At 50.9% G+C, this 18963-nt stretch carries 13 protein-coding genes; 10 read left to right on the top strand and 3 right to left on the bottom strand.

What is annotated here, in order from left to right:
* Position 1: 1 nt before the first annotated feature.
* The 4 genes from F4V51_RS28040 (at position 2) to F4V51_RS28025 (ending at position 10164) form a co-directional block, all read left to right on the top strand.
* Entirely contained in the window at positions 2-1615 is a 1614-nt protein-coding gene (locus F4V51_RS28040; RefSeq protein WP_153980404.1) for a (2,3-dihydroxybenzoyl)adenylate synthase, read from the top strand.
* Positions 1616-1678: 63 nt separating this feature from the next.
* Positions 1679-2674, top strand: coding sequence for an isochorismatase family protein (locus F4V51_RS28035; RefSeq protein ID WP_153980403.1), 996 nt, complete (start codon positions 1679-1681; stop codon positions 2672-2674).
* A gap of 14 nt (positions 2675-2688) precedes the next feature.
* Positions 2689-9915: an amino acid adenylation domain-containing protein gene (locus tag F4V51_RS28030; RefSeq protein WP_153980402.1), complete on the top strand. Its 7227-nt coding sequence runs from the start codon at positions 2689-2691 to the stop codon at positions 9913-9915.
* A 12-nt stretch (positions 9916-9927) separates the two neighbouring features.
* The gene (locus F4V51_RS28025) at positions 9928-10164 is read left to right on the top strand and encodes an MbtH family protein (protein WP_153980401.1); all 237 of its coding nucleotides are present in this window, start codon (positions 9928-9930) and stop codon (positions 10162-10164) included.
* Positions 10165-10271: 107 nt separating this feature from the next.
* On the opposite strand, the gene F4V51_RS28020 is transcribed toward F4V51_RS28025, so the two are convergent.
* Both F4V51_RS28020 and F4V51_RS28015 read right to left on the bottom strand, forming a co-directional pair.
* Complete coding sequence (locus tag F4V51_RS28020; protein ID WP_153980400.1) at positions 10272-10961, bottom strand: 4'-phosphopantetheinyl transferase family protein; 690 nt, start codon at positions 10959-10961, stop codon at positions 10272-10274.
* Positions 10962-11043: 82 nt separating this feature from the next.
* Positions 11044-11913 (bottom strand): arylamine N-acetyltransferase family protein, encoded by an 870-nt coding sequence (locus F4V51_RS28015; protein ID WP_153980399.1) that lies wholly within the window; start codon positions 11911-11913, stop codon positions 11044-11046.
* Between the two features lie 235 nt (positions 11914-12148).
* On the opposite strand from F4V51_RS28015, the gene greA reads away from it, so the two are divergent.
* From greA to rlmN, 3 genes are all read left to right on the top strand, one after another.
* Positions 12149-12628 (top strand): transcription elongation factor GreA, encoded by a 480-nt coding sequence (gene greA / locus F4V51_RS28010; RefSeq protein WP_095290722.1) that lies wholly within the window; start codon positions 12149-12151, stop codon positions 12626-12628.
* A gap of 299 nt (positions 12629-12927) precedes the next feature.
* Positions 12928-14283, top strand: a complete 1356-nt coding sequence (locus F4V51_RS28005; RefSeq protein WP_153980398.1) for a sodium-dependent transporter — start codon at positions 12928-12930, stop codon at positions 14281-14283.
* 178 nt (positions 14284-14461) lie between these two features.
* Positions 14462-15556: a dual-specificity RNA methyltransferase RlmN gene (rlmN, locus tag F4V51_RS28000; RefSeq protein ID WP_153980397.1), complete on the top strand. Its 1095-nt coding sequence runs from the start codon at positions 14462-14464 to the stop codon at positions 15554-15556.
* A gap of 101 nt (positions 15557-15657) precedes the next feature.
* Here the strand turns inward: rlmN and F4V51_RS27995 are convergent, their stop codons facing one another.
* Positions 15658-16098, bottom strand: a complete 441-nt coding sequence (locus F4V51_RS27995; RefSeq protein WP_153980396.1) for a GNAT family N-acetyltransferase — start codon at positions 16096-16098, stop codon at positions 15658-15660.
* A 177-nt stretch (positions 16099-16275) separates the two neighbouring features.
* Between F4V51_RS27995 and F4V51_RS27990 the strand changes: the two genes are divergently transcribed.
* From F4V51_RS27990 to F4V51_RS27980, 3 genes are all read left to right on the top strand, one after another.
* Complete coding sequence (locus tag F4V51_RS27990; RefSeq protein WP_095290726.1) at positions 16276-16752, top strand: MarR family winged helix-turn-helix transcriptional regulator; 477 nt, start codon at positions 16276-16278, stop codon at positions 16750-16752.
* A gap of 101 nt (positions 16753-16853) precedes the next feature.
* Positions 16854-17972 carry a glycosyl hydrolase family 8 gene (locus tag F4V51_RS27985; RefSeq protein WP_153980395.1) on the top strand — a complete coding sequence of 373 codons (1119 nt, stop codon included), beginning with the start codon at positions 16854-16856 and terminating at the stop codon, positions 17970-17972.
* A 113-nt stretch (positions 17973-18085) separates the two neighbouring features.
* Positions 18086-18961, top strand: coding sequence for a diguanylate cyclase domain-containing protein (locus F4V51_RS27980; RefSeq protein WP_095360227.1), 876 nt, complete (start codon positions 18086-18088; stop codon positions 18959-18961).
* Positions 18962-18963 lie beyond the last annotated feature (2 nt).

Genomic DNA, 18963 nt, shown 5'->3' with positions numbered 1-18963 from the left:
GATGCTGCCAGGATATCAGGCTTGGCCTGAAGAGTTTGCAGAGCTTTATCGTCAGCAAGGTTGCTGGGAGGGCATTACATTTGGGGAAATGCTCCGGCAGCGTGCGGCTTTATATGGCAATCGTACTGCCATTATTAGCGGTGGAGAGCAATTCACCTATGCAGAGCTGGACACACGAGTCGACCGATTGGTGGCAGGGTTGTATGCCATGGGAATACGGCAATATGACCGCGTTATAGTGCAGCTGCCGAATATACCAGCTTTAGTTGAAGTGATCTTTGCCCTGTTCCGTCTGGGAGCACTGCCGGTGTTTGCCCTTCCTTTGCATCGTAAAAGTGAAATCGAGTACTTCGCCCGCTTCTCTGAGGCTGTTGCTTATCTGATCCCGGATCAGGATGGAGGTTTTGATTATCGCAAACTTGCAGCAGAAGTTCAGGCAGAGGTGCCGAGCCTTAGATATATCATCGTGGCAGGAGAAGCGGGTGCTTTTACTAATCTGGAGGATCTATATATTGATCCCGTTCAGCTGCAGGATGAGCAGCCTGTCTCTTCGGATGTAGCCTTCCTTCAGTTGTCTGGTGGAAGCACCGGACTGTCCAAGATGATTCCACGCACCCATGATGACTATATCTACAGTCTGCGGAGAAGCGTGGAGGTCTGCGGCCTCAGTCCGGAAAGTGTATACCTGGCTGTTCTGCCTGCAGCACATAATTACCCTCTAAGTTCACCAGGAATACTAGGCACGCTCTATGCAGGAGGTACGGTTGTGCTGTCACGGGGGTCAAGCCCCGATGAAGCTTTCCCGCTCATCAAGGAGCATCAGGTGACCATCACGGCACTGGTGCCTCCGCTCGCCCTGATCTGGCTGAACGCGGCCGCTGCGAGAGGAACCAAGCTGACATCCCTGCAGGTTCTCCAGGTTGGTGGAGCCAAATTCAGTGCCGAGGTGGCTGGACGCGTCAGACCTGTCCTGGGCTGCACACTGCAGCAAGTCTTTGGCATGGCCGAGGGGCTGGTGAACTACACCCGTTTGGATGATCCCGAGCACATCCTGATTAACACACAGGGTAAACCGATGTCCCCCTACGACGAGGTGAAAATTGTCGATGACGAGGATATTGAAGTGGAGTTGGGGAAATCCGGGCATCTCCTGACCCGTGGCCCCTATACCATTCGTGGTTATTACAAGGCCGAAGAGCACAACGCAAGATCCTTCACCACAGATGGGTTCTATCGTACAGGAGATATTGCGAGCTTGACACCCGAGGGTTACCTCATTGTGGAGGGACGGGCGAAGGATCAGATCAACCGTGGCGGAGACAAGGTGGCTGCCGAGGAAGTGGAAAACCATCTGCTGGCTCATCCGGGGGTTCATGATGCAGCCCTGGTGTCCATGCCGGATGAATATTTAGGCGAGCGCTCCTGTGCGTTTATCGTACCCAGCGGCGAGACTCCGGCTGCTGCCGAAATCAAGTCCTACCTGCGCAGTCGCGGCCTGGCGAGCTATAAAATCCCGGATCGGGTTGAGTTTGTCCAATCTTTTCCCAAGACGGGTGTCGGGAAGGTTAGCAAGAAGGCACTGCGCGAGATGCTGACGTTGAAGCAGCCTATATAACGATCTTGATGCAGGCTACGTTAAAACGGTTTGAAATAAATAATGCTGAAAAGAGGGATATGGATGGCACTTCCAGTGATTAAGTCATATGCAATGCCTGCAGAGTCGGAGCTTCCGGTCAATAAGGTAGCGTGGACGCCGGATGCGAAGCGTGCAGTACTACTCATTCACGATATGCAGCAATATTTCGTGGATGCTTTTACGGCTGGGGAATCACCGGTAGTGGAGCTGATTGATCATATTGGACAACTTCGTGCAAAGTGTCATGAACTGGGCATACCTGTGGTGTATTCCGCCCAGCCGGGTGGACAGACACCGGAGCAGCGCGGACTGCAGCTGGACTTCTGGGGAGCGGGCATTAATGGGGGACCTACGCAAAAGCAAATCATTGAACCACTGACACCTGCTCCTCAGGATACGTTTATGACCAAATGGCGATACAGCGCCTTCCAGAAGACGGAACTGCTTGAATTGGTGCAGGAGCAGGGGCGGGATCAGCTGATCGTATGCGGCATCTATGCTCATATTGGTTGTCTGATGACCTCCTGTGAGGCATTTATGAAGGATATTCAGGCCTTCCTGGTTGCCGACGCGGTAGCTGATTTTTCAGCCGAGAAGCACCGTATGGCACTTACCTATGCGTCGGAGCGCTGCGCAGTGACGCTAACCACCGGGCAATTGCTTGAATCGCTTGATGCCTCTGCTAAAGGAAGCGATTCGATCGGGGCAAGCTTCCCGGAGGCAAGATCACACACTGCTGAAGCGATGGATTCTGCTGAGACGAGTATTGGCAGCAGTGCTCAGGCGAGACTGGACGCGCTGCGAGTACAGGTGGCCGAACTGCTGCAGGAGCAACCGTCCCGGATCGGGGAGCATGATGACCTCATTGAGATCTGGGGGCTCGATTCTATTCGTATTATGAGCCTGGCGGAGCGTTTTCGGGTGGAAGGAACAGAGGTAACCTTTGTCGATCTGGCCGAGCAGCCAACGCTAGCCTCGTGGGCGGTGCTGTTGAATGCACAGCCTCACAGGGTCATGCCGAACGGAGATTACTTTTGAACGGGGCGGTGAACTTGTCGCAGCGTCGGAATGGAACGTGGCCCATGTCGGCTGCGCAGTCCGGGATCTGGTATGCTCATCAATTGAATCCGGACAACCCCATGTACAATACAGGCGAATATGTGGTCATTCACGGGAATGTTGATGTACAACAGTTTGAACAGAGTGTTCGTCAAACCGTCGAGGAGGCCGAAACCTTAAACATGGTTTATGGTGAAAATGAACACGGCCCCTACCAGACCCTCAGCCAGAAGGGTGACCATTGGACGTTTCATGTACTGGATGTTCGCGGCGAACAGGATCCCCATGCGGCTGCTATGGCCTGGATGCACCGGGATCTCGCCAGCCCCGTCAATCTTGCAGCTGGACCGGTATTTACAGAAGCCCTGTTCCAAGTGAGTGAAGGGAGCTACTACTGGTACCAGCGTGTGCATCATATTGCGATTGACGGATACGGCGTATCGCTAATTACCCGTAGGGTAGCAAGTCTGTATACTGCCAGGGTTAAGGGTGGATCGGGTGAGAGTGTCATGGAAGCACGAGCATTTGGACCGCTTTCCTCTGTCATTCAGGAGGATGAGGCTTATCATGAGTCTGCTGCAAGGGAGCAGGATCGCACGTTTTGGCTGGAGCGTTATGCGGATGAACCGGACGTCGTAAGTTTGGGCGAAAAGGCTTCGCGCACAGCGGATCATTTCCTGCGACAGAGGTTTGAACTTGCACCGTCTGATCGGGATCGCCTTCAAGATGCGGCGGACCGGTACGGGGTGACCTGGCCTGATCTGGTTATTGCAGCAGCAGCCATTTATGTGCACCGGATCACCGGTACGCGAGATGTGATACTGGCTCTGCCTGTCATGTGCAGGCTGGGATCGGCAGCCTTGCGTGTACCAGGCATGGTTATGAACGTGCTCCCGCTGCGTTTGAAAGTGGAGTCTAATATGCGCATATCTGCCCTGGCCGAGCAGATTGTGGGGGAGATCCGGGCTGTTCGCAAGCATCAACGTTATCGGCACCAGGATCTGCGGCGTGATCTGAAGCTGTTGGGAGAGAATCGCCGACTATTCGGGCCGATGATCAATGTCATGCCATTCCATCATGAGCTGAATTTCGCAGGTCAGCTCGGGATGATCCATAACTTGTCTACAGGTCCGGTCGATGACCTGTCCATTCATGTCGTGGACCAAGGGCACGGTCATGGACTTCGGATTGATTTTGATGCCAATCCTTCCGTCTACAGCGAATCGGATTTGCTGAGTCATCGGCTCCGTTATATGCAGCTGCTGAATGCAATGATGCAGGAAGGAATCGAAGAGCAGTACGTAGGTCAAATGGAAGTGCTGTTACCTGAAGAACGTGACCAGGTCCTGAACGGGTGGAATCAGACACAGCACAGGGCTGCTGAAGGGAACTCGGCGGCCATGTTTGAACAGCAGGTTCGGCGCACCCCATCTGCGATGGCGGCAACGTTCGAAGCTGAATCTCTGACCTATGCCGAGCTTAACGAGCGTTCAAACCGTCTTGCCCACGAGCTGATCCAGCATTATAAGGTAGGACCAGAACAGATTGTAGCCATTGCTATGCCGCGATCTCTGGAGGTCGTGGTTGCCATCCTGGCTGTTCATAAGACGGGAGCAGCTTACCTTCCGCTGGACCCGGATTACCCTGAAGAGAGACTAACCTACATGCTAGAGGATGCCAGACCGGCATGTCTGATTACGGTGAAGCACAATCTGTCCCATTTGCAGCACATGTCCGATGTCCCCATGTTAGCCTTGGATGAACCGAAGGTTGCGGCGAGAATAGCCCGTCAGTCCGGGAGCAATCCCGAACCAGAGGATCTCACAAAAGCTGCCTCGCAGCTGAACCCCTCTTATATCATCTATACCTCCGGATCAACAGGTAAACCGAAGGGGGTTGCCGTTACCCATCTCGGCCTTTCCAATCTGCTGGAAGATATGAAGCTAAGACTGAAGGTCGGTCGGCAGGATCGCTGGTTATCGGTCACGACAATTGCTTTTGACATTTCTGTTCTTGAGGTGTTTCTGCCGCTTACGACCGGAGCAAGGCTGGATATAGCTCGCAAAGAAACCATTCTTGATCCGGTGACTCTGGCTGCACAGATGAGACGGCAGGGGACAACGATTATGCAAGCCACACCAACGTTGTGGCAGTCTCTGGTGACCAGCAAGCCTGGAACATTTGACGGTCTGACGGTCATTACAGGCGGTGAAGCCCTCTCTGAGGAACTGAAGCTTTCCTTGCAGGCGATGGGATGTCACGTTCATAACCAGTATGGACCGACGGAGACCACGATTTATTCAACGGCTGCTGCCATGGTGGCTGAATCAACGGGTAAGCCCTCTATTGGCGGACCGGTTCGAAACACGCAGCTTTACGTGCTGGATGGGAGTCTGAATCCAGTCCCTCCGGGTGTTGTCGGAGAATTATATATTGCGGGAGATGGGCTGGCAAGAGGCTATCTGGGAAGACCTGACCTGACCGCCGAGCGGTTTGTTGCGAATCCCTTCGGACAAGCAGGCAGCCGCATGTATCGTACAGGAGACTTGGCGAAGTGGCTGCCTGACGGGTCTATTGACTATTTGGGCCGGGCAGACCACCAGATCAAAATCAGAGGATTCCGTATCGAATTGGGTGAGATTGAATCCGTCATTTCCAGATATCCGGGCATAGCCCAGGTTACGGTTATGGCACGCGAGGACCAACCTGGGAATCCGCGTCTGGCCGCATATGTGGTTGCAACCACTGAATACTCTTCAGGTCTGGATCTGTCGCTGCTTCGGGCACATGTGGCGGATGAACTGCCGGATTACATGGTGCCAGCTGCCTTCATGAACCTTGACGAAATGCCGCTGACTCCCAATAAAAAAATCGATCGCAAGCAGCTGCCTGTCCCTTCAATATTGTCCCATGCCAGCGGACGTGAGGCCAGGACCCCTCAGGAGGAGATGCTGTGCAGTTTATTCGCTGAGATTCTGGGTGTCGCTCGTGTAGGGATCGATGATGATTTCTTCGAACTTGGTGGTCATTCCCTGCTTGCAGGCCGTATCACAGCCCGGATTCGGGATGTGTTTGGAACAGAGCTGAACATTGGCAGCGTATTCGAGTCACCAACGGCAGCTGGCCTCGCCAAGAGATTGGATCAGGTGGGTTCAGTTCGACCAGTAATAGAGCCTGCTGCACGTCAAGGTGAGATTCCTCTCTCCTTTGCTCAGCGGCGGCTCTGGTTCCTGTATTGTCTGGAAGGGCCGAGTCCTACGTACAATATTCCGCTTGTGGTGCGGTTAACCGGCAAACTTGATATACCTGCGCTTCAAGCCGCCGTTCAAGACATTGTTGATCGCCATGAGTCGTTGAGAACGTTATATCCGCCAGAGCTTGGTTCTGCAAACCAGACCATTCTGGATGCTGAAGAGTTTCGTGTGAACTTACATGTAAGATACGCTACAGAGGATGAGCTGGCGGAACTTCTGACCGAATCTTCCCGGTACAGCTTCGAGCTCTCAAGCGAGCCGGGCATCCGTACGGAGCTGTTTACATCTGGTCCAGATGAGCATGTTCTGTTGGTACTGATTCATCATATAGCTGGAGATGGTTGGTCCCTGTCGCCTTTGATGCGGGACTTGTCCCAAGCATATAGGGCACGTGTTCAGGGGGCGGCGCCTTCCTGGGAACCACTGCGCGTTCAATATGCCGATTACGCGGTGTGGCAGGATCGACTGCTTGGAGACGAAGGGCAGCCGGACAGCCTGATTGCAAGGCAGCTTGAGTTCTGGAGCCGTCAACTGGAAGGCTTGCCGGAACAAGTAACGTTTCCAGCCGATTATCCACGTCCGGTGGTCTCCAGCTACCGGGGCGGAACGATCCCTTTTACCATTAGTCAGAAACTGCATGAACAGCTCTTGGCTGTGGCCCGGGAGAACAAGGTCAGTCTCTTCATGGTTATGCATGCGGTATTATCGGTACTGCTTACACGCATGGGAGCAGGTACGGATATTGCGATTGGGACCCCGATTGCCGGCAGGAGCGACGATGCACTGGACGAAGTGGTGGGCATGTTCATCAATACCCTTGTGCTGCGTACAGACACTTCCGGAGATCCGACGTTCCGTGAATTGCTGGCACGTGTGCGGAAAGTAGATTTGGATGCTTACGAACATCAGGATCTGCCTTTCGAGCGTTTGGTTGAAGTGCTGAATCCGTCCAGATCCCGCTCCAAGCATCCACTCTTTCAGGTGATGCTGGTCCTGCAAAATACACCAGACGTTCAGCTGGATCTGCCAGGTGTGGTATCCCAAACGAGTATGCAGGGCGTGGGTTCATCCAAATTCGACCTGACTGTGGAGCTCACGGAACAGCGTGAACACAATGGTTTACCAGCGGGAGTTGAAGGTGTACTGGAGTACAGTACGGATCTTTTCCGGGAATCAACGGCAGCAGAGCTTGTGGTCCGATTGATCCAGGTGCTGGAGGATGCGGTCCAACATACGGATGAACACATTAGCTGCTTTAACGTGGTAACTCCCACGGAACGTGCCCTCCTGGAGCAGCAGTGTTATGCCGCAGGGGATGACGCTTCTTTACCTGGAATGACCATTGTTGAACGCTTTGAAATTCAGGCAGCGGCTACCCCGGATGCACCGGCCTTGAGCTTAGGAGACACGGTCATTAACTATCAAGAGCTCAATGCAAGTGCCAACAGGCTCGCAAGATTATTGATTGCAGAAGGTGTAGGCCCAGAGCAGATGGTTGCTCTTGCACTGCCACGTTCCACTGAGATGGTGGTCGGTATTTTGGCTGTGTTAAAAGCAGGGGCTGCCTATCTTCCGCTTGATCCGAATTATCCTTCGGATCGATTGACGCATATGCTGACAGACGCAGCTCCGGGCGTGATGATTACCAACGAGGAAGTAGCGTTCCTGCTGCCTCAGACCGAATCCGTACAACGGTTAAACCTGGACGATCCTCAAACCATTCAGCAGCTGTCTGCTCAGGATGAACGAAATCCCGCAGATGGTGAACGCAATGGACGCGTATCTCATCTCAGTCCGGCTTATATGATCTATACCTCGGGTTCCACAGGCAAACCAAAGGGAGTGGTTATTCCCCATGCCAATGTGATCCGGTTATTTGAGGCTACACAGCACTGGTTCCAATTTAATGCGAGTGATGTATGGACGTTATTCCATTCTTACGCCTTTGACTTCTCGGTCTGGGAGATCTGGGGACCGCTGCTGCATGGGGGCCGGCTGGTCGTTGTGCCGCATGAGATTAGGCGCTCGCCAGGTGCCTTCCTGCAGCTGCTTGCCGAGCAAGAGGTAACGGTGTTAAATCAGACGCCGTCAGCATTCTACCAGCTGATGCAGGCAGATCGGGAGCATCCCGAGTGGGGACAGAAGCTTGGACTCCGCTACGTGATCTTTGGAGGAGAGGCACTGGAGCTCGGACGATTAGAGGGTTGGTATGAGCGCCATCCAGATGATGCACCCAAACTGATTAATATGTATGGCATTACGGAGACCACCGTTCATGTCAGCTATCAGGAACTGCATGCAGGCAGTGCCGCAGAAGGAGCAAGCAGCTGGATCGGCTGTGCCATTCCGGATCTGCGTGTATACGTGCTTGATGATCATCTCCAGCCAGTGCCTGCAGGTGTGACAGGTGAGATGTATGTGGCTGGAGCAGGCCTCGCCCGCGGGTATTGGGGCAGACCGGATCTTACGGCAGAGCGTTTCGTCGCAGATCCATACGGTCCAGCAGGAACACGCATGTACCGGACGGGAGATTTGGCGAAAAGACTTCATGATGGGTCGCTTGATTACTTGGGCCGGGCGGATCAGCAGGTGAAAATACGCGGTTTCCGCATCGAGCTTGGCGAGATCGAAGCGGTGCTGGCCAGACATTCAGAGGTTGCACAGGCTGCGGTCATCGTGCGTGAAGACCAGCCGGGAGATAAACGCCTCGTGGCGTATATTGTGCCAAACTCGAAGATGGGACCCGGACCAGAATCGGCTATGCTTCGTCGTCATGCATCAGCGAGTCTGCCTGATTACATGGTTCCATCAGCGGTGGTCACCATGGAGGCTATCCCGCTTACGGCCAACGGCAAGCTGGACCGCAAAGCTTTGCCTGTACCGGAAATGCAGCTGACTTCCGGTGGCCGGGCACCGCGTAATCCGCAAGAGCAGATTTTGTGTGATCTGTTTGCCGAAGTGCTGGGATTGCGAAGTGTCAGCATCGATGATGGGTTCTTTGACCTGGGTGGACATTCCCTGCTCGCTGTTCGTTTGATGAGCCGAATCCGGGAGGCCATGGGCAAGGAACCGGGGATTGGCATTTTGTTTGAAACGGCAACGGTGGCCGGACTGGCCGAACGGCTTGAAATGGATTCGGATACAGGAACAGGTTCGCTGCAAGTGCTGCTGCCTCTCCGGACTCACGGAGCCCACCTTCCGCTGTTCTGTGTTCATCCTGCCGGAGGATTAAGCTGGTGTTATGCCGGATTGATGAAGCATCTGGGTATGGAATACCCGATCTATGGATTACAGGCTCGCGGCATTGCCCAGTACGAGGATCTTCCAGCTACGCTGGAGGACATGACCGCAGATTATATCCGTCATATTCGCTCAGTACAGCCTGAGGGACCTTACCGATTGCTGGGCTGGTCTCTTGGAGGCAATGTAGCTCAGGCCATGGCCGTACAGCTTCAGTCGGAAGGGGAAGAGGTAGAGTTTCTTGCCATGCTGGACGCTTATCCGAGTCATTATCTTCCGATTCGCGGGGAACCGGATGAGGAAGAAGCCCTGACTGCCTTGCTTGCCCTTGGTGGATATGATCCGGACAGTATTGGGGAAGGTCCGCTGGATATGGCTGCAGCCATGCGTATTCTGCGCAGTGAAGGAAGTGCGCTGGCCACTCTGGATGAGGAGACGATCATGAAGCTGCGGAAAACGTATGAAAATTCTGTCCAGATTCTGGAGGCGTACACGCCTTCCCGGTTCGAAGGGGATCTGATTTTCTTCCGTTCTACCGTCATTCCGGACTGGTTTGATCCCATTGAACCAGAGATGTGGAATGCCTATATTGGAGGCCAAATGGAAAGGCATGATATTGCCTGCCGTCACAAGGATCTCTGCCAGCCTGGACCACTGGCTGAAATATGCCGGACGCTGATGGCCAAGCTGGAGATACTGAACCAGCGCCAAGTTCATCTTAAATAGGAGGATAAGCTGATGAGCAACCCTTTTGAACAGGAAGACAGCAATTATCTGGTATTAATGAATGAGGAAGGGCAGTATTCGCTCTGGCCCGCAACCATTCCAATCCCTGCAGGCTGGACCCAGATGCTGGGCAAGGCAAAACGCCGGGTGTGTCTTGATTACATTGCGGAGCAGTGGACGGACCTGAAGCCACTAAGCCTCTGTGATGAAACGGGGATGCCAGGTGTGGTCCAAGAGGCTGGCGGATGAGACTCCGGCTGCATCCCAAGGCCATTATCAGTATAAATAAATATCAAAAATCTCTGGCTAATTTGCCAGGGATTTTGGTGTTTCTACATATCTACTATTAACTATCTTCACAGTAGTGATGAATACAACTCCTCAATCGTAATCACATCAGGCTGGGTTGGCAGTTCCATTGCAGCGGAACCGGTCGCTGCCAGCATATATCCCTCATCCAGACGCTGGCTGAAGAATTGATACGTCGGTGCTTCGGGACAATACCAGAGTCCGTCCATGCCACGCAGCATGGAAAAGGAGTCTAGCGGCATTGATAACCCCATACCGATGGCCTTGATATAACTTTCTTTCAGCGTCCACAGCCGATAAAAGGTTTCCAGCTGCTGTTCTGCGGGCTCTGCTGCCAGCATCCGGCTCTCCAATGGAGAGAAGAAACGTTCGGCAATTTTCATGTCGATGGTGGATATTTTCTCTACATCCACACCGAGTGGAGCATGACCCCCTGAAATGACGGCAACCCAATCACCGGAATGGGATACATTGAAAGGCAGTTCAGGATGGCTGATAAGTGAAGGCTTACCGTATGTATTGCGGATAAAGACAAGCTCGCCTGGTCTCGCACCAGTCCATTTGCCCAATGTCACACGAGCCAGCGCCTCCCCAAGCACTGAACGATAGGCATCGGCCTGATGGACAAAACGTGCCGCTTGCTGCCGCCGCTCAGCCGAGACGAGCGAGAGGAGCGAATTCCAAAATTTATTGGGGATTTCCTCAGGAATGCGCAGAACTTGAATGTTTATCATCATTTATCACCTGAGGAGATATTCGGCATGTTCAGCAGAATCCCCTTTATATTCCTTAGTCCTTCGTTGAGTCTTCGCTCCTGTTTTACAGCTGTTGCGTTCTCTTCCACTCCTCATGCCCGGCTCGAATGCGTTCCCACATCTCCACGCGCTCCGGCTCACTGTAGCGTACCAACGGTTCATGAAAGACTCCATCCAGCAGCTCTCTCCAATCGGTATAGCTCTGTATTTCGGTTTTATGAATGCCTTCAGCAGTATGGGTTCGCAGCATGCATCCACGCAGCTCGTTGCTGGCCGCGGCATCCCTCTGGCGAAGCAGGAAAACCTGATGCCATGGCGATTCGGCCGATTGACTGTAGAAATGATGTTTGGGGATAAACTCATCCAGGGTATGGAGCACCTCTGGAGCATAGTCTACGCCCTCACTGGGTCCATGAGGTTCGTATTCAAGCCGCCATCCCTCAGAAGCAACGCTGGATGAGGTTAAGTTGTAGGTGAAAGGAGTCTCTCCATAAACCTCATAACGAAGTGGCAGAGGCTCGAAGGGCATGCCACCCAGGCCAACATCGACGAGCCAGCGTTCGGTCTCAGGACCAGCTTCAGGTAGGAGGACGGACAGCCCAAGATGGAACGAATTCACACGCGGCTGCTCGCCATGGGGCTGCACTCCCGCACGATGCCACTGTACTTCATAGCCGAGCGAACGAAGCAGGACACTGAATGCACCATTGAGATGGAAGCAGTACCCGCTGCGTCCTTGCAGGACAAGTTGGACTGAATTGGCAAGATCGATTGCTTCCGGGCGCCCTGTAAAGATATCTATCGTTTGCCATGAAAGGTATTGTACATGTGCACGATGAAGTTCTGACAAAAATTCCAATGTTGGCGGTTTAATATCATCAATGTGGATTCGTTTCAGATAGGACTTCAGTTCTGAATCTGTCATTGTGTTCAAGCGGAATCACCTCAAGTCGTTTAGTCGGCCATTCTTAAAGGAAGCGAAAAGGCCATGATTTTATTGTAGAAGTGACAAGTGAAAATGGATACTCACATTTCCTCAGATTGTACCGGTACAATTCAGACCGCATCTATATAATGGAGGATGAAATTCTTTTTTCGGGGGTATGTTAACCGTTTGGAGTGGATATAGGTTAGAATATAGATAGAAAGCAGGATTAGGAGATGGAAAAATGGCTAATGATGAAGTAATTTTGACACAGGAAGGCTTGGAAAAGCTGGAGGACGAACTGAGGGAATTGAAGACGGTGAAGCGTAAAGAGTTGGCTGAGCGTCTGAAGCTTGCGATCAGTTACGGTGACCTGAAGGAAAATAGTGAGTATCATTCAGCCAAAGATGATCAGGCATTTATGGAAACCCGCATTTTGATTCTGGAGAAGATGCTGACCAAGGCCAGAGTGATAAGTTCAGATAATATCGACTCCAACAAGGTGAGCATTGGCTCAATCGTGCTGCTGAATGATATTGAATTTGCAGAAAAGATTGAATATCAACTGGTTGGCCCAGCTGAGGCCGATGTGGCAAATAACAAAATTTCCTACGAAAGCCCGCTCGGCAAGGAGATCATGGGCAAAGAAGTAGGCAGCGTCATTCATGTCAATGCACCGATGGGTGTTATCAAATATGAGTTGCTTGAGATCAGATCGAACTAAACTACAGATCAAAAAAATGGATTACGTTGCTGCCACGGGGGTGGCGAGCGTAATCCTTTTTTGTAACCAAAAACAGTATTTTGGAAGGTTATCGGAAGTCTTTATTATGTTTAATATAATGCAAGGGGTTGGACTGTCTGAATTTATCCCATACTGAAATGTAGTGAATATTTAATAAAAATAAACCTCTCTCTCGAATGTAAATAAATAACATTTCGATTAATTTCGATTTTCGAATGACCTGACACGAGGAGTGTTATATAATTACGGGAAAACTTTAAAGTGATGGAGTAGATACGATGAATTTTAGTAAGTCAAACCTGGAGCAAGACAATACTGGCAAAGGTGAGCGCTTCTCACGCGCCGGGTTTATCCTAGCCGCCATCGGTAGTTCCGTTGGTCTGGGTAACATGTGGAAATTCCCCTATATTACGGGGGAAAATGGAGGAGCTGCGTTTTTCCTGCTCTTCATCGTCTGTCTATTGCTGATTGGTCTGCCCGTTCTGCTTGCAGAGCTTGCCATCGGACGCAGTGGCAGAGGCAGCGCCGCTACGGCATTTATCAAGGCTGGTGGACATAAGGGCTGGCTTGCTGCAGGATTACTGCAAGTACTGACACCGTTTATCATCCTTTCCTTCTACGTTATTATTGCAGGCTGGACGCTGCAGTACGCTGTGACCTCTTTTAGCGGTACATTGTTTGATAATCCGGATTATGCCGGGCAGTTTGGTTCCTTTGTAGGCGGGTATCTGCCGATCATGTGGCAGCTGATTTCCGTACTGATTACAGGCTGGATTGTAGCCAAAGGGGTATCCAACGGAATTGAGAAATTCAACAAGGTACTGATTCCAGCCATGCTGGTTCTGCTCATTATCCTGATGATTCGGGCAGTGACTCTGCCTGGAGCAGGTGCAGGAGTTTCCTTTTTCCTGAATCCCGATTTCTCGCAGCTTACGACTGAATCAGCGCTGGTTGCACTTGGACATGCCTTTTTCTCCCTGTCGCTCGGGATGGGTATCCTGGTGACTTATGGTTCCTATGTAGATAAAAATCAATCGCTGGGTGCGGCAACTGTCGCTGTCGGCGCGGGTGACCTGATCTATGCATTCATTGCCGGTCTGATCATCTTCCCAACGACATTTTCGTTTGGTATTGCACCGGACCAAGGACCTTCGCTTATTTTCATAGCTCTTCCAGCTGCGTTCTCGGCTATGCCGCTCGGATTCCTGTTTGGTGGATTATTCTTCATCCTGCTGGCAATCGCAGCACTGACATCGGCCGTATCCTTGCTTGAGGTTCCGGTGAAATACTTCATGGAACGGTTGTCCTGGAGCAGAAACCGGGCCGTATGGGTGGTCTCGCTGGCTGTTTTCATCGTTGGCCTGCCTTCTGTATTGTCTCTAGGCTTGCTGCCTGAATGGACCATTGGTTCGAAGAGTGTATTCGACTGGATGGACTTTGTAGCGTCGAACATTCTGCTGCCAATCGGTGGATTGCTTGTGACGATCTTTGCGGGTTACTTCTGGAAAAAGGCTGCCGAGGCTTCAGGCCTGAATGCAGGCTGGTTCCGGATCTGGTTGTTCATGCTGCGTTATGTGGCACCCATACTCGTGGTTCTCGTGCTGCTGCACACATCTGGTATCATTCACTTCTAAACCGTGAAGACCGGGTAAGAGGAAACGATGTGCATTGTGCAGATTTGCCATAGCTAAAACCTCTTGGAAGAAATGCAAAAGCCCTTGTGTTCCCTCGATAATTTTGGGACAATACAGAGTAGAGGTTTTTTGGTAGGACCGATAAGCCATATGCTTTTTGCGAAAAGAGGACTATACAATGAACAAATCATCCATTTATGGATTAACATTAGAGCAACTTCGTTCCTGGCTGCCGGAGCATGGGCAGAAGAAATCCCGTGCTTCCCGGATCTGGGAATGGTTATATCAAGAGCGCGCACATGATTTTTCCGAGATGAACGATGTGCGTCAGGAATGTCTGGATGTTCTCTCTGAACACTTCACGATGAACTCGATGAATGAACACGTGAAGCAGGAGTCGGCAGACGGTACGGTGAAGTTTCTGCTGCGGATGCAGGACGGGAACCTGATTGAGACGGTATTGATGCGTCAAAAATACGGTCTTACCGTCTGTGTAACGACCCAAGTGGGCTGTAATATTGGCTGCAGCTTCTGCGCGAGCGGATTGATTAAGAAAAGCCGTGATCTGTCCGCAGGAGAGATTGTGGAACAGATCATGCATGTACAGCGGCACCTGGATGCAGCAGGTCAAGGCGAGCGAGTAACCAACGTTGTCGTGATGGGGATTGGTGAACCGTTTGATAATTTCGAGAACATGAGTAATTTCATCGAGGTGATCAAGGATCGTAAGGGGCTAGCCCTTGCTGCCAAGCGTATCACCGTATCCACAAGTGGACTGCCTGACAAGATTAAGGAATTTGCAGACAGCAGTCTGCAGGTTAATCTGGCGATCTCCTTACATGCACCGAATAACGAACTGCGTACACACATCATGAAGATCAACCGGGCCTTCCCGATTGAACAGCTGATGGATGCAGTGGATTATTATTTGGCTACCACGAACAAACGCATCATGTTTGAATATATTTTGCTTCGGGATGTTAACGATCAACGGGAGCATGCAGCCGAGCTGGCTGAACTGTTGTCCAGCCGTAAGAGCATGGTCAGCGTCAATCTCATTCCATACAATCCGGTTGATGAGCATAGTCAATATCAGCGGAGTACGGAAGAATCGATTCTGGGCTTCTATGACACACTTAAGAAAAATAACATCAACTCCACGGTACGTATGGAACACGGTACTGACATCGATGCTGCCTGCGGTCAACTGCGCAGTAAACAGATGAAAAATAATGCCGCTGAATCACAGCCAGACCGTCTGGCTATGGGGTAATCGTCCCTTTGAGATGATTGGTGCGGCATCGTTATAGTGCACGTAGGCAAAACGCCTCCGTATCTCACTGAAAAAGTGAGTACAGAGGCGTTTTTTAATATCTATTTGAGCTGTTTGGTCATTAACAGATGGGGAATGCCATCTTCCATAAACACATCGGAGGCAGCGGCATAGCCAAGACGTTCATAGAACCCGGAAGCTTGAACCTGCGCATGCAGTTTGGCCTTCTCCAGCCCTTGATCCAGAGCCATTTGCTCCAGTTTATCGATCAGCACCCGGCCGAGGCCATGTTTGCGGTAATCCATCATCACACAGATCCGTTCCAGCTTGGCGACATTCTCCACAATACGCAATCTGGAGGAAGCGGCAGGTACGCCGTCCACGTAGAGGAGAATATGACGGGCTTCAGTGCCGAGCGCATCGTAGGCGTCGAATTCCTCTTCTGCAGAAACTCCTTGCTCTTCTACAAAGATCGCGGTACGAATGGCGAAGCAGGCATCGAGCAGTTCCTGATTATCAACTTCTACAATAGTGGTATTCATTAATGTTTCTCCTTTGGCCGATAGTAATGTCATTCTGGCATGGTAAACTGATACAAAAGCAAAATGGGATCCTCAAAAGAAGCAAAATATCATCGTTCACTTTTAAGATGAGTTAATTTTAGTTATATCACTAATTATGTTGCGAATGCAACAAAATGATAAGAGGGTGTGCGTACAATGACTGAGAAAAAAGAAGTGCTGCGCGAGATCGGCATGATCGCACGTTGTTTGGATTCCATCAGCAATGTTGAATTTCAACATTTGAACCTCTCTCGTGGACAGTATTTGTATCTGTATCGCATATGCGAGAACCCTGGCATCATTCCTAACCAGCTGGCCGAGATGATTAAAGTGGACCGTACCACGGCAGCCAGAGCGATCAGCAAGTTGGAAGCAGACGGGTTTATCGTCAAGAAGTCAGCATTGGGTAATAAAAAGAACAAGCAATTATATCCAACAGAGGCCGGACTGGATGCCTGGGCTTTTATTCAAAAAGAGGGAGTGCACTCCGACCAGGTTACGCTGGAAGGACTGACAGAGGAAGAGATTGAGCTGGCGGTCAGCCTTCTACGGCGGATGCGCCATAATATCGAAGTTGATTGGAAGTTTGTCAAAAAAGGCGGCCGCCGGGCCTACATGAACGAGTCCGAATGAGCAGAGCCCCTATCCTTGATCCTTACATCCCAGACCATAGCCGAGCTTATTTCAAGGAAAAGAACCAACATTCCACTGGATTAATCGCACAGGAGGCAATCATGAAGAGCATCAAGCGTAGAAGACTGACGTGGCTGGTGGCACTATCCGTTATTGCAGTCAGTATTATAGCCTGGTCGTTTCTGTACATGAAGGAGAGGTTTGTGATGAACGCGGTGTCCCCGACGGTGGCATTTGTCCAGAACCATATGACCAATCCGAATGGCACGCTGGCTTCCTATTTGCAGGATGCTGCTTCAGAGCAGGCGGACATTGTTGCCGGCAGGGAGGCGTTGTCAGAGTCACTTGGTTTGTGGATGCAATATGCGGTGGCCAAGAACGATCAGTCTTTGTTTGAACAGAGCTATGAACTGCTGACGACTTATTTTCTGATGCCTCAGAAGTATATTGCCTGGAAACTGGACAAGGAAGGCAAGGCCCACGTAACGACGAATGCACTTGGTGATGATTTTCGAATTATAGACGCATTATTGAAGGCTGCGGATCAATGGGAACAGGGCAGAGATGCGAAGTTGACCACGGCTGCCGAGATTTCCCGTACCTTGAGCCAATCCGTACAGAATGAAGGATACTTTGTCGATTTTCATGACTTTGCAGGAGGGTATTCCCCGGATACGTTGAGCTTGGTATATGTGGACTTGCCGGCTCTCGAGCAGTTGGAAAAACACGAGATGCTGCAGCCTGGGACCTACGCCAAGTATGAGAATTTGCTTCAAAACATGCCTGATGACGGAGTGTTCTATCCCAAAACATTCAACGTTGTGAGCCAGCAGTTTACATATGATGACAAGGTGAATATGATCGATCAGCTCATCGTAGCGAACCACTTAGTCCAGACCAGCCGGAAACCGGACAAGCTGATTTCTTTTTTAAAAAAGGAATTCAAAACCCGCCATCAGCTGCCCGGACAGTATGTCCGTAATAATCGTGCACCTGCGGTAACCTATGAATCGCCTTCCGTATATGGACTCGCCATCTTGCTTGCCGTGCGCACCGGTGATCCAAAATGGGCCAAACTGCTGTATAACCATATGATCACAATGCGTGGTCAGGATGGGGCTTATCCGGGAGGATATGTGTTTGATGGGAACACCCATATGTTTGATAATCTGTTCCCTTTGCTTGGAGAGACAGAATTACAGAAGTTTCTTAAAAAGTAATGGATTTGTAATCTTATTTGGGTATAGATATGGTAGGATACCATTGTCTAATGATGTCATAAATTGGCGGATTACTAGAAGACATAACTTAAACCATCGGAGAGAAGGAAACTATGAGAAACAAAGCACCTATCCAACGTATCGCATGGGGATATGCCAGTCTGATTGGATTAGCTGTTATTCAGCAGCTCGTCATCTATCTCAAAATCTACATGAATCAGAGTTTTACCACGCTTGATGTCATATTCAGCATTGTGTCGCTTGGCGCGCTGGTCCTTGGTTTTGTGATACCTGTCGGAGTGTCTGTTGTTGCCGGGTTTGTATACCTGGTTTCTTATTTTGTATGGCTTGTGACCTACGCGAACGTGGATGTACTGACGTTCTCATGGTGGCTGCTGATTCCGGCCAATGTGGCGGTGGCTGCCTTCATTAAAGCCAGTCTGGTTCGAAGCGCACGTGTGATGGAGCGGCTGCAGGAACTGCAGGATCGCAATCCCGAGCTGGATCTGGACACCACCCTCGGCAATAAGGAGGCCCTTGCAGATACGGTTATCAAGCAGAGTAACCTGGCAAGAAGATACTCGGAGCAGTATGGGTTCAGCATGGCTATGTTCAAGATTGAATTTCTGCCGCTGGTCCTTGAATCACTCGGATCCGTTCGGTATGCACAGTTCCTGCTTGAGCTGTCGAACACCATTCAGAAGCAAATTCGGTTCGAAGATTATAAGTTTTTTGTAGACCGGGGACGGTTCGTCATTCTCTGTCCGATGACCAATGTGGAATATTTGCCTGTGCTCACAGCACGGATCAAAAAGGCCATGATGGATCTGCAATTTATCGATAAAAAGGGAAACGAGCTGCAGACGGTTATTCGCTCCGGTGCACTTGTTTTTCAGAAGGAACAGTTCAGTAAGTACGAGGATATCGATGCTGTAATTGCTGCGCTAGAACGGAATACAGAGACAGATCTCATTGGAGAATACATCTAGAT

This window comes from Paenibacillus xylanilyticus (assembly GCF_009664365.1).
Lineage (GTDB): Bacteria > Bacillota > Bacilli > Paenibacillales > Paenibacillaceae > Paenibacillus > Paenibacillus xylanilyticus_A.
This window is presented reverse-complemented; position numbering and strand designations above follow the sequence as displayed.